At 48.9% G+C, this 12,792-nt stretch carries 8 protein-coding genes; 5 read left to right on the top strand and 3 right to left on the bottom strand.

Annotation, left to right across the window (positions count from 1 at the left end):
• Positions 1-2 precede the first annotated feature (2 nt).
• The gene (locus NC99_RS21090; RefSeq protein ID WP_204375084.1) at positions 3-3,230 is read right to left on the bottom strand and encodes an error-prone DNA polymerase; all 3,228 of its coding nucleotides are present in this window, start codon (positions 3,228-3,230) and stop codon (positions 3-5) included.
• Between the two features lie 455 nt (positions 3,231-3,685).
• Between NC99_RS21090 and NC99_RS22015 the strand changes: the two genes are divergently transcribed.
• Positions 3,686-3,979 (top strand): hypothetical protein, encoded by a 294-nt coding sequence (locus NC99_RS22015; protein WP_157625139.1) that lies wholly within the window; start codon positions 3,686-3,688, stop codon positions 3,977-3,979.
• Positions 3,980-4,373: 394 nt separating this feature from the next.
• Here NC99_RS22015 and NC99_RS21100 read toward each other — a convergent pair whose 3' ends face one another.
• Together NC99_RS21100 and NC99_RS21105 are read right to left on the bottom strand one after the other, a co-directional pair.
• Positions 4,374-5,870 carry a Y-family DNA polymerase gene (locus tag NC99_RS21100; protein WP_053188872.1) on the bottom strand — a complete coding sequence of 499 codons (1,497 nt, stop codon included), beginning with the start codon at positions 5,868-5,870 and terminating at the stop codon, positions 4,374-4,376.
• The gene (locus tag NC99_RS21105) at positions 5,863-6,615 is read right to left on the bottom strand and encodes an ImuA family protein (RefSeq protein ID WP_053188874.1); all 753 of its coding nucleotides are present in this window, start codon (positions 6,613-6,615) and stop codon (positions 5,863-5,865) included. The genes NC99_RS21100 and NC99_RS21105 overlap by 8 nt, the downstream gene beginning before the upstream one ends.
• A 64-nt stretch (positions 6,616-6,679) precedes the next feature.
• Between NC99_RS21105 and NC99_RS21110 the strand changes: the two genes are divergently transcribed.
• The 4 genes from NC99_RS21110 (at position 6,680) to NC99_RS21125 (ending at position 12,728) form a co-directional block, all read left to right on the top strand.
• Positions 6,680-7,492, top strand: a complete 813-nt coding sequence (locus tag NC99_RS21110; RefSeq protein ID WP_053188877.1) for an XRE family transcriptional regulator — start codon at positions 6,680-6,682, stop codon at positions 7,490-7,492.
• A gap of 271 nt (positions 7,493-7,763) precedes the next feature.
• Positions 7,764-10,181, top strand: a complete 2,418-nt coding sequence (locus tag NC99_RS21115) for a TonB-dependent receptor (RefSeq protein WP_204375085.1) — start codon at positions 7,764-7,766, stop codon at positions 10,179-10,181.
• Between the two features lie 30 nt (positions 10,182-10,211).
• Positions 10,212-11,441, top strand: coding sequence for a DUF4374 domain-containing protein (locus tag NC99_RS21120; protein ID WP_053188880.1), 1,230 nt, complete (start codon positions 10,212-10,214; stop codon positions 11,439-11,441).
• 93 nt (positions 11,442-11,534) lie between these two features.
• Positions 11,535-12,728 (top strand): PepSY-associated TM helix domain-containing protein, encoded by a 1,194-nt coding sequence (locus tag NC99_RS21125; RefSeq protein WP_053188883.1) that lies wholly within the window; start codon positions 11,535-11,537, stop codon positions 12,726-12,728.
• Positions 12,729-12,792 lie beyond the last annotated feature (64 nt).

Here is a 12,792-nt window from a genome sequence, read left to right on the forward strand (position 1 = left end):
TGTTATTTGAAATCCCGCGAGGGGAAAAGTTCTCCCTGCACGGGCTTTCCGGCAAAGGCTTTCTCCGCTTCGGCGTTTTCTATTGAATTCTTTTCATCGGGACGTGCCGGCTGATGGACAGAGCCGATATTGCGCTCCTCGCTATCCAATCTCATCATTCCGTTTAGGTTGAAACAGGCATTGACGACCACATGGATGACCTCGCCTTCAATCTGCAACTTACCAGCCACCATAAGCAGGCGGGATTGAAGGATTTCCTTGCGGTATTTTTCGAATGTCTTTTGCCAAACCACCAGGTTGGCAAAGCCGGTTTCATCTTCAAGGGTGATAAACAAAACACCTTTGGCCGTACCCGGACGCTGGCGCACCGTGATCAGTCCGCATACCTTGACGGGCATGCCGTTTTTCATGTTCACCAATTCGGAAGCGGGAGTAACCTGTAACTGATTCAATTTACTGCGGGCAAAACTCACCGGGTGTGCCTTAAGCGATAAGGCCGTGCTGGCATAATCCTGAATCACATGCTCACCGGGGGTCATCCGCGGCAGCTCGATGTTCCCCTCACTGTCGTTTTCCGAAGGTGTTCCGGTAAATATCCCTGTTGGATGATCATGCAAGGCAGATACTTTCCACAGGGCTTGCCTTCGGTCGAGGCCGATGGAACGGAAAGCATCGGCATCGGCCAGCCTTTCAAGCGACGATGGCGAAACGCCTGCATCAATCAGGTCATTCACATTTCGGTAAGGCAAAAGCCTGCCGGCAAGCAACCACTGCATATCTTCTTCGCGCAGGCCTTTCACCTGCCGGAATCCCAGCCGAACAGCACGATATGGGCCGGATTGTTCTTCCAAGGTGTTGTCCCAATGCGAATGGTTAATATCCACCGGCCTCACTTCCACCCCATGCTTGCGGGCATCAATCACCAGTTGTGCGGGCCGGTAAAAGCCCATCGGTTGGCTGTTGAGCAGTGCGGCAGCAAATATATCGGGATAATAACACTTGATCCAGGACGACACATAAACCAGCAGCGCGAAGCTGGCCGCATGGCTTTCCGGGAAACCATAACTGCCAAAGCCTTCGATCTGTTTGAACACCCGCGTGGCAAATTCTTCGGTATAGCCTTTTTTCATCATGCCTCCAATGAGCTTTTCCCGGTACCAGCTCACTTTTCCTTTCGATTTAAAAGTGGCCATACTCCGGCGCAAACCATCGGCTTCGGCGGGTGTAAATCCTGCCGCAACAATGGCAATCTCCATGGCTTGCTCCTGAAATAGCGGAACACCCAAGGTTCGGCCCAGAATCTCTTCCAGTTCTTTCGAGGGAAATTCCACCGGTTCCTGACCACTACGTCGCCTTAAATACGGATGCACCATATCGCCCTGAATGGGGCCAGGCCTTACAATCGCCACTTCTATAACCAGGTCGTAAAATGTTTCTGGCTTCAAGCGAGGCAGCATCGACATTTGCGCCCGGCTTTCAATCTGAAAAACCCCAACCGTGTCGGCATGGCCAATCATTTCATACACCTTCGGATCATCCTGTGGAATGTTGGCCAGCGTAAGATCAAGACCATAATGCTGTTTGGCCAGATCAAAAGCTTTGCGGATGCAGGTGAGCATGCCCAAGGCCAGCACGTCCACTTTCATAAACCCCAGCGTCTCAATGTCGTCTTTGTTCCATTCAATGCAGGTGCGGTCTTCCATGCGGGCATTCAGGATGGGACACAGCTCATGCAGTTTTCCCCGGGTGATGACGAACCCACCGGTGTGCTGCCCCAATTGCCGCGGAAAGCCGATGTACTGCCCGGTTAGTTCCAGCACCTTGCGTAAGTGTGGATCATGGACATTGAAACTGCCTGATGGAACAGGTTTGCCCCGGAACCAGTCTTCCGTAAACTCATACTTCGATTTGGAAAGCACATTGATGGCATCGGTGGACAAGCCCATCACCTTTCCCACATCGCGCACGGCGCCTTTCCAATGCACCTGCGTGACGGTAGCCACAATGCCAGCCCGGTCGCGCCCGTACTTTTCGTAGATGTACTGCATGATTTCCTCCCGTCGCTCATGTTCGAAATCGACATCAATATCAGGCGGTTCGTTGCGCTCGTCGCTCATAAACCGGGCAAACAGCAATTTGAATTTAGCGGGATTCACCGAAGTGATGCCCAGACAAAAGCAAACCACCGAGTTGGCCGCCGAACCACGTCCCTGGCACAGAATTCCTCGGGCGTTGGCTTCGCGTACGTAATCGTACACCGTCAGAAAATAAGAGGCGTAATCCTTCCGCCCAATAAATTCCAGTTCCATGTCGATGGTGGCTTTAATCTTTTCAGGAACCGACTCGCCAAAACGCTCTTTGGCCCCCTTCCAAACCAGGTAAACCAGTTCCTCCATTGGCGTGCGGCCGTCGCTGGTAATTTCTTCCGGATAACGATATTTCAATTCATCCAGTGAAAACTGACAGGCCTCTGCGATTTCCTTCGTGCGTTCGATCGCTTCGGGATATTGCCGGAAAAGACGATGCATTTCTTCTGACGGTTTCAGGTAGCGTTCGGCGTTTTGGTGTAGTTTGAAACCTGCGGATTGGATGGTGCATCGCTCCCGGATGCAGGTCAGCACATCCTGCAATTCGCGCCGTTCAGACGAATGATAATGCACATCATTGGTTGCCACCATCGAGATGCCCAATTTCGTTTCCAATTGAGCAAGGCGAAACAACTTCTTGTGGTCGTTGCCGCTGTACGAGAAGCTTGCTCCAAGGTAAAGGCTGTTGCCCAAAGCTTCCTTGTATTCCTCCAAAGCCTTGATAAATTCGGGGTGAAAGTCGAAATCGGTATTGAGCGATGCCGGCGGCACCACGATAAATTTTATGCCTTGGGCATGATCATAGACGTCTGCTTTGTACAAATGACATTGGCCCTTTTCCGCCCGGAGATTTCCTTTGGTTAGTAGCGACGAAAGGCGGCTGTAGGCATCTTTGTCTGTGGAATAAGCCAGCAGGCTTGGCCCGTCCAGCAAGTCGAGCCGGCAGCCGGGAATTAAACGGATCGCCTTTCCCCGTGCCTCCGCATGGGCACGAACAATACCCGCCAGCGTGTTGCGGTCGGTAATGGCAATCGCCTGGTAACCCAATTCAGCTGCCCGTTCCACCATTTCCTCCGGATGCGAGCCACCGCGGAGAAAGGAAAAGTTGGTGGTTACCTGTAGCTCTGTGTAGTTCATGTCCATCAAATTCCAAGTTTCAAATTCCAAATTCCAAGCGACCGAAGGGAGTCCCGGCGAAGTCGGGATTTCAAATTCCAAAAAAATCACCGCAGAGGCGCAAAGGCGCAGGGTGGTTTTTGTTTCTTATTTCTTATTCGATGTTTCTTATTTTATTCTTTCTGAAAAACTTTCTATTCCGCTTGTTAACATGAATGAGTTTTGTATTCCAAAATCACCGCAGAGGCACAAAGGTGCAGGGTGGTTTTTGTTTCTTATTTCTTATTCGATGTTTCTTATTTTATTCTTTCTGAAAAAAACTTTCTATTCCGTTTGTTAAAACGAATGGGTTTTGAGTTCCAAAATCACCGCAGAGGCGCAAAGGCGCAGGGTGGTTTTTTATTTCTTATTTCTTATTCGATGTTTCTTATTTTATTCTTTCTGAAAAAACTTTCTATTCCGCTTGTTAAAACGAATGGGTTTTGAGTTCCAAATTCACCGCAGAGGCGCAAAGGCGCAGGGTGGTTTTTGTTTCTTATTTCTTATTCGATGTTTCTTATTTTATTCTTTCTGAAAAAAACTTTCTATTCCGTTTGTTAAAACGAATGGGTTTTGAGTTCCAAAATCACCGCAGAGGCGCTACGTGCTTTATTGCTCAATTAACTGTTTTCGAAAAAACGAATACTTCAACAGCTTTTAAAAGCTTGTATGGGCGAAAGGTGGGGCGTCATTATTTAATGACAGCTTACTCACCAAAAGGTGGCGTCATTAAATAATGATGGCTTCCCCCGCAAGAAGTAGAGCTTTCATCATTTAATGATGGCTTCCCTGATAAAAAGTGGAGGCGTGACTATTTAGTCATGACTTCCCTGATAAAAAGTGGAGGCGTGACTATTTAGTCATGGCTTCCCCGGCAAGGAGTGGGCACGTGTAGGTTTGTACACGCCCCAATCTGCGAATAAGCAACCGATTAGATCAACAGCATGCCCTACACGCTTAATATTTATCCTTTTCAGGGACGTTTTTATGCCTCCTTTCTTTTTCGGATTTTTTCCTTCGATATTCATTATTGAAAATTTGTTATTGGTTATTTTCCATCAGATCCTTCTTGTGTCTAATTAAAACCAAGTAGCTCTCTTAATAATCAACTTTATTACGCTCCGGCCACCTTCACGCAAAATAGCCATGCAAAAACCATTGCGTTTTGCCACCTCCGTACAGTCCAAGCCTGAACAGCCAGTAACGAGCACCGCTTTCATCCTCCACCTGGTAATAGTCTCTTGGCGGCCCCGTTTGAAGCCACCATTCCTGTTCAATCCGCTCCGGTCCGTCAGCCCGGGCAATCCGAATGATCTCGCCCCGATACCGGAAGTGCAAGGGTGGATAATCAGGTAGCGGAACCATCACCTCAATGGGTTCGGGACGGGGCAGCAGATGGAGCGGACGGGGACGATCGGTGCGCCATGCTGTCTCCGGCTGTTCTTCCAGCGAAGCGACCGCCTTTATTGAATGCTCCGGCCAATGATGCTCTTGTGGCAGGTACCGGTGAATGGCTTTCTCCCCCACTTTGCCGGCAATGTTGTCCAGCAATTCAGCAATGGAAGCCTGATCGCTGTTGCCCATTCCCCATAAAGCTTCCTGTGCTTCACTAACCTCCTCAACCAGCGTTGCTTCCAGCACGAACAGCTCAATCCCAAGCGCGGGCTCAATGTCGGAGATTTTCAGTTCGAATAGTTTGAACAGATGTGCTGCATTGCGCGATGCCCGGTTGGTACCGATACTGATTTGCACGGTCTCGCCATCGATGCGGTAGCCTTTCAAAGTTCCCGTACGCATGCCTTTTCCTTCCCTGAAAAACCGTTCGCACAGCATGTCCAGCAAGCGCTTGATGGCAATTTCAATTCCACCGGCTGTGCAGATAGGCTCCAAGCAAGGCAGCCGTTCCTGGAAAACAGGAGCTGGCTGCACCGCTTGTAAAACTTCGGGTTCCGTTCCCAAAGCCTGTCCCAACCGGCTAAGCAGCACATCGCCAAAACGCCGGCGCAGGTTCGTGCGGGGAATGCCAATCAACTGTCCGATTTGCCTAAACCCAAGCTTTTCCAGCCGTTGTAAAATCACAGCATCCAGCCGCAAAGCAACAGGTGGAAGTGACTGAAGCGCTTCGGCCTGCCTGCCTGGTTCAACAATTGGACTGCTGCTACCATAGCGCGCCATGGCCCATGCCGAGCCGATGGTATCGGCGATGGCAGCCCGCACATCGTAGCCACCTTTGCTCAGGCGGCTTGTGATCGATTCAAGATAGAAAAGCTCCCCGCCCCACAAATGCGCACAGCCCGACAGATCGAGAATCAGTCCGTCCGGCGGATCGGTGGCAACTACCGGCGTATAGCGCAGGCACCATTCCGCCAGATCTTTCAGCAGTTTACCTTGCGCTGCCGGATCGTTGGGAAATACTTCGACTGAAGGAAGGATGGCCCGCACATCGGCCACCACCATGCCCGGTTTAATACCTTCGCGGCTCAGGGTACGGCTCGAAGCCCGGACCACCATCCGCCCACGTTCGGGAGCATAAAGCAAAAAAGGCTTGTCCCGAAGTTCGGGATGCAACCGGACCAGCCTGTCCGTGGCAAAATGAGGAAACCAAATGGACAGGTAGCGTTTAGGCATAATGCTTTTCTTTTTTTGATGATTGTGATTCGGAAACAGCCTGGTTGGGGACGGATACATGTCGGAATACTCCAGCTCGCCATTCCAGTTGCCAGATCCCCGGACGGCCATTGCGAATCTTTTCCAGTTCCACCTCCCAGCGGGGAAATCCTACGCCGGGCAGCTTGCCTTCCGACCGGCTTGGCAAGGGTTTAATCCGCCATCGGGATACGCAGGTCAGGCTACTCATTGCGCCCGAACGGCAACGATGTACAAAGCCGGTTACGCGGCTATCCTCAACAGCCAGTTGCAACCGCCGCGACTCGGCAAAACTGATATCCTTCAGTTCAGCAACAACAGCTGCAAGTGTTTTACATTTCAGGCCCTGCTCCATCACCCAAAGAGCGTCTTTGTCGCGCCTGACATCAATAAAAATAACACGGTGCGGCTCAATTCCGAAGAATTTTAGTGCGGGCGGAAACAGCTTTCGCCCCTTGCCAATCCACAGGCAACTACCACCTTTTTTCATGAGAACATGCAGTAGCCCGGCCATAAAACCATTTGATGCGGCGGCACATGCCTCGGTAGGACTGACAAACTCATGGATTGCTCCGGCAGGAAAAGTGCCACCAGGAAATGCCCGATCCACCGGCCCCAATCCAAAATCAAGCCGCTGCCCATCCATCCCGGAACTGAATCCTTCCATGGTCATAATCTGCTCTCTCAGTTGCCTGATCATCTCTTTTTTTCCGCCCAACTCCTTCATCGATTGAAAATTATTCTTAGATTTGTTATTATTAATAACAATTTATTGTTTTTAAATATAACAAATGAATCAGAAAGCACAAAAAATTTTCTTCGCCGGAAACATCAAATTCCTGCGGGAACGGCGTAAAATGAGCCAGGAAGCCCTTGCTGCCAAGTTGGGATTAACCCGTGCTAAATTGGCAGCCATTGAGGCTGGTAACACCAAGTCGCCGCAACCGGCAGATTACCTGAATTTTTCAGAATTTTTCAAAATCAGCATTGACACCCTGCTAAAGATTGAGCTTTCAAAATTGGGTGAAATAAAGCTTCGGGAGCTGGAAGCCGGAAACGATGTATATATCCGCGGAGGGAACCTCCGGGTGCTGGCTATTTCGGTAGATCGGTCGAACAATGAAAACGTGGAGTATGTTCCGGTAAAAGCCAAGGCAGGGTACATGGCCGGCTGCAACGATCCGGAGTTTATCGCTTCTCTTCCCAAATTTTCACTTCCCAACCTGCCGGCTCAGGGAACGTTCCGCATCTTTCCATCAACCGGAGATTCGATGTTGCCTGTTCCGGAAAACAGTGATATCATTGCCCAGTATGTGGCCGACTGGACAAGCATCAAGGCCGATACGCCCTGCATTATCATTCTGAAAGGACAACAGGATTTTGTTTTCAAAATGACAACCGTGCATGCAGATGGCACGATTTTGTTGAAATCGCTGAATACCGCCTATGCGCCGTACACTGTAGAAGCCAATGATGTGATGGAAATTTGGCAGTTTTACGCCTATACCAGCCGGGAATTTCCGGAGGCCCGATCAGAAATGGCAACCGTACTGACAGCCATCAGAAACCTGGAGGAAAAAATCGGGCAACGATCAAACTCCTAAAAACACCAGCCTGTCTTCTCCTTAAAAATGGGGATGAACTTCATGAATACTTCAGTTGAAGGCTAGCCATCGCGTTCAGTCTCCGACTTAAAGCGACTCGGCTTTTTAACATACCTACTGCAGGAGAGCCAGTTTGAAACCACCTTTTCAGCCTCCCCAACAATACCAATAATTAGGGATTGCAGCTCCTTCCCGCTCCTGTTACTTTTGCTTTCGAAATATTTAGCAGGGCAGCATGACAGCCTGCACACGTAAATTTAAATTATACACCTTGATTAAACATACCACTTATTCAGCAATTGTGATCATTTTTTTGATCCTGGTTCGCAGCACCATGCTGGCTTCAGGACAAACAAGCACGGCGCAAATCAGTGGAAACGTAAGCTCCAGCACGGGCGAATCGCTGCCAGGTGTCAGCCTCGTGTTGGGTGATTTGAACCTGGGAACCATCACCGACATTGAAGGAAATTTTCGGCTTGACCACATTCCCGAAGGAAACTACGAGTTGCAAGCCAGCTGCATGGGTTTTGAATCCTTTCAGAAAAATGTGCAAGTAAGTTTGCATGAACAGATCAAGCTGAACATCGTTTTACAGGAAAAAACCTATTCGATTAACGATGTTGTGGTGAGCGGAAAATCAGCCACCCGCCGCGTCATTGAGCAAGCCTACCAAGTTTCATCGGTTTCTGCAAAGGACATGTTCAACAGCACCGCCGATGCCAAAGCTGTGATGAACCGAATTTCGGGAGTCCGCATACAAGAAGACGGGGGGCTGGGTTCGAACATCGACTTTACGCTGAATGGCTTTTCAGGCGATCAGGTGAAATTTTTCATGGACGGCATCCCGATGGACAATTTTGGTTCTTCGCTGGGGCTGGGTGATCTTCCGGTGAATATGATTGAACAGGTAGATGTGTACAAAGGAGTGGTCCCGGTTTGGTTGGGCACTGATGCGCTGGGTGGTGCGGTCAATATTATCACCAACCGGAAAAACGACTACCTGGATGCGTCTTATTCCATCGGCTCGTTTAATACGCACCGGGCTTCGCTTAATGGCGCTTACACCAATCCGGAAACCGGTTTTACGGTTCGGGGAAATTTCTTCTATAATTATTCGGACAACAATTATGACGTGCTGGCCGAAATCGTTGAAAACAATACCATTGTTGATACGGCCGAAGTGGAGCGGTTTCATGACCGGTACCGCTCGGGAACCATCAAACTTGAAACAGGATACATCAATAAAAAATACGCCGACAACCTGCTGTTGGGAATCATGGCATCGGCCAACGACAAAGAAGTTCAGCATGGCGCTACCATGCATACGGTTTATGGTGGCATTATGCGCAACAGTCAATCCCTGATTCCTACCCTGCGCTACAGCAAGAAGAACCTGTTGGCTGATGGACTGGATGTGAGCCTGTACAGCGCTCTGAACTTCAGCGAATCACAAGTCATCGACACCCTCCGCGGCGTACGCTACAACTGGCTTGGAGAAAGAACGATTTCGGAAACCAGCGATGGACAAGTGTCAAACAATGGCGAGTTTTTTAGAACTTTCACCACTTTGAATGAAGAAGAGTTTACCAGCCAGCTGAATGCAGGCTATGCGCTCAGCACCCGAAGTTCGCTGGCATTCAACTATGCATTCAATTACTTTCACCGGAAAGCCTTTGATACCGAAAACCCGGATAACATCGATAACCGGTTTCCCAAGTCAATGACCAAGCAAGTCCTTGGGCTGGCTTATAAATTCGACCCAAATCCGAAGTGGAGCATGACTTTATTTGGAAAGTTGTTTTTCCTAAAAGCCAAAACCTCAAAAGAATTTGATTTTGCGCTAGAGACTCAGCGAACAGAAGCTATTGAAAACAGCCAGCAAAATTGGGGGTATGGTTTTGCCTCCACCTATTTTGTGCTGCCGCAACTTCAGCTGAAAACCTCGTATGAGCACACTTCCCGCATGCCCATGCCGCTCGAAATTTTTGGCAATGGTTTGTTTGTGGATGCCAATCCTGATCTGGGACCTGAGCAAAGCGACAATTTCAACATCGGAACAGAATATCGGCTTAATCTGAATCAGCAACACCGGTTGGCCATAGGCAGCAGCTTTGTTTATCGCGAAGCCGACGATTTAATCTATACGGTTGTGACAGTTTCGAGCCCAAAAACCCATTACGACAACTTGAATAAAACCCGCGTGCTGGGCGTTGAAGGCAATTTTCAGTACAACTGGAAAGAGCTGTTTCACTTGGGAGCCAACGTCACTTTTCAGGACATCACCGACCAGGCCGAGCTGATTTACAACGAATCGTACACAGGCACCGGTTGGCAAAAGAACTTTCACCACGGATTTCGATTGCCCAACAAGCCCTATTTCTTTGGCAACGCGAATGCAGGATTGACTTTACATGAATTGAAGCAGCCGGGTTCATCCTTAAGCCTGAATTACTTTTTCAATTTTGTGGAACAGTATTTCTTAACCTGGGCCGAAATGGGATCGACAAACGACAAGTACGTGATTCCGCGCCAAATTTCACACGACATGGAAGTGGGCTACAGCTTTCAAAACGGAAAATACAACCTGTCAGCCGAATGCCGCAATATTTTTGATACGCGTTTGTACGACAAATATTACCTGCAGAAACCCGGCCGCTCCTTCAGTATTAAATTGAGATACACGATATAAAACACGTAATTACAAACTAATTCACACAAAATGAAACGATTCAAAAACATCAAATTAATAGCCCTGTTTGCAGTACTCTTCGGAGGCAGTCTGCTCCTGAACTCCTGTGGTGACAATGATAATCCGGTAGATGAATACACGGGCGATGATGCCTACGTGCTGTCGTTGGCCTACCAGGGAACCGATGGTAACTTTACTTACTACAGTGTTCAGTTTGAAGATGTCATGAGCGGAAAACTCTCCGCCCTGGGACAAGGATTTGACCAGCTCGGGTACTTCACCTACAACCAGATTGGCGATAAAATATACAGCACCGGAGGCATGGGAACCAACAACATCATTGGCTTGGAGAAAGATGCCAATGGAAATTTGCAGGAAATTGGCGGCGTATCGTCGTTTGACAATAGCCTGAACGACGTGGTTGAAACCGAGGGCAACAAGCTGCTGTCAGTTGAAATGTCGTCCACATCCGATGTGGTGACCTTGCACATCATCGATCCGGAAACAGTAACCATCAACAGCTCCAACAGCACCGCCGTTTCAAATCTTACCGATTTGACCGGGACTTCGTTCTCCGGCATGGTACAAAGCGGCAACTACGTTTTTGTGAGTTTCTACATCAGCGATCCGGCAACTTATGCCACCAACCACACCGATGTTGCCCAGGTGGCCGTTTTTTCCTATCCTGAATTGGAATTTGTGAAAGTGATTGAAGACACGCGCACCGGCCCAATTGGCGGTTTTGGAACCAACTCCGGCCTGACAAAAGATGAATCGGGAAATGTGTATGCGCTTTCGCATTCCAATCCGGCCAACGGGTACAGCCAGTTCACCAACGATGCGGGTATTCTGCGCATCAATAGTGGCGACACCGAATTCGATGAAAATTACCTGTTCGATTTCGATGCCGTAACCGACGGCAAAACAACCGCCCACCTGGTTTATTTGGGCAATGGGAAAGTATTTGCTGAAATGAATATGCAAGATCGAAGTGAGCAAGCCACCTGGTCGGATAGCCCGCTAAAACCAGCCGTACTCGACTTGCAAAACAAAACAATCAACTACATTGAAGATGTACCCGAGCACGCCGGACTTGGACGAAAACTGGCCGCATCGGCGCTGTATGATGGAACCAGCATTTACCTCTGCGTTCCAGAAGACGTGAGCATTTATGTTTACAAAATTGACCCTTCAAACTACACAGCAACAAAAGGCGCTGAAGTGGAAGCCAACTTCGTAGCCGGATTCTTCAAACTATAACACTTGCTAAAGAAAATTGGAATACCAGGTTGATCGCAAAGGATCAACCTGGTATTCGCTGTGTCGGGCAGTTTCAACTTGAATGAATAGAAAATGAGCATCTTAAAAAGCAAACTACGAAAACTGAACAGCTGGCTGCATTTGTGGCTTGGATTAAGTTCAGGGATCATTGTATTTATTGTCAGCATTACAGGCTGTATCTCGGTATTTGAGCAAGAAATAAAAGATGCGCTGGAACCCTGGCGGTTCGTGGAAGCGCAAGACAAGGATTTTGTCCCGCCGAGCCAGTTAATTGATACGGCCTTGGTTTACATGCCCGGCCAAACACCTACGGGACTGACCTACGAAGATCAGGAAGGAGCGGCAGCCGTAGGATTCTGGCATACAGTGGACGGTGAACGGGCCTTTAGTGTTGTTTTTATGAATCCCTACACCGGCGCCTTCCTAAAAAAACAGACGCCAGTAGGTCCGCACTCCTTCGATTTTTTCCATTTCATCATGGACGGGCACCGGGCGTTGTGGTTGCCACACCCCATTGGCAGATCAATTGTGGGGGTGGCCACGCTGATCTTTTTGGCTTTATTAATCACCGGATTGGTTTTGTGGTGGCCCCGAAAATGGAAAAAATCCAATGTAAAGAAGGCTTTTTCAATCAAAACAAAAAATGGTTTTCGACAATTGAACTACGACCTGCACAATGTCCTTGGCTTTTATGCGCTGACCTTTGCGTTGGTTGTGGCGATCACCGGTTTGGTGTGGAGCTTTCAATGGTTCGAGAACTCGGTTTATTACTTAACATCCGGTGGTGAAAGCCATGCGGAACATGCTCACCCTCATTCCGATGTTTCTATGGCTGGCGTGTTGGTCAATGATTCCATTCCAGCTATTGACCGGGCATTTTATCTGACATTGGAGCAAGAGCCCAATCCACAACGCATATACATGACACCCGCTTTGACCGAAGCCGATGAATCTATCGAAATTCTTTTTTTCAAAGACAAGGGGAAGTTCTACAACCACAACACGTACTTCTACGATCGCTACACGCTGGAGCCCCTGAGGGTAGACGGAGACCGTTTCGAAGAAGCCTCGTTTGCCGACCAGCTTTCGGAGATGAATTACGACCTGCACACCGGGAGCATCTGGGGGCTTCCCGGAAAAATTCTCGCCTTCTTTGTCAGCCTGATTTGCGCCAGCTTGCCGGTCACTGGGTTTCTGGTTTGGTTCAAAAAAAGACGAAGTAACAAAAGCCAGCAACGCCTGTTTGCTGCTCAATTTTCAGAATAGCGGTGCTTCAGGTTTTCAACCGAAGAGATGGTTCTTTTTCTAATAAAATGAGGCTGTCCAAAAA

Origin of the sequence: Sunxiuqinia dokdonensis, from assembly GCF_001270965.1 — a bacterium.
In the GTDB taxonomy this organism is placed as follows: domain Bacteria; phylum Bacteroidota; class Bacteroidia; order Bacteroidales; family Prolixibacteraceae; genus Sunxiuqinia; species Sunxiuqinia dokdonensis.

Excerpts from the sequence above, each read along its gene's own strand:
- NC99_RS21100 (WP_053188872.1), bottom strand. The coding sequence starts at position 5,870 with ATGCCTAAACGCTACCTGTCCATTTGGTTTCCTCATTTTGCCACGGAC.
- NC99_RS21090 (WP_204375084.1), bottom strand. The coding sequence starts at position 3,230 with ATGGACATGAACTACACAGAGCTACAGGTAACCACCAACTTTTCCTTT.
- NC99_RS21120 (WP_053188880.1), top strand. The coding sequence starts at position 10,212 with ATGAAACGATTCAAAAACATCAAATTAATAGCCCTGTTTGCAGTACTC.
- NC99_RS21110 (WP_053188877.1), top strand. The coding sequence starts at position 6,680 with ATGAATCAGAAAGCACAAAAAATTTTCTTCGCCGGAAACATCAAATTC.
- NC99_RS21105 (WP_053188874.1), bottom strand. The coding sequence starts at position 6,615 with ATGAAGGAGTTGGGCGGAAAAAAAGAGATGATCAGGCAACTGAGAGAG.
- NC99_RS21125 (WP_053188883.1), top strand. The coding sequence starts at position 11,535 with ATGAGCATCTTAAAAAGCAAACTACGAAAACTGAACAGCTGGCTGCAT.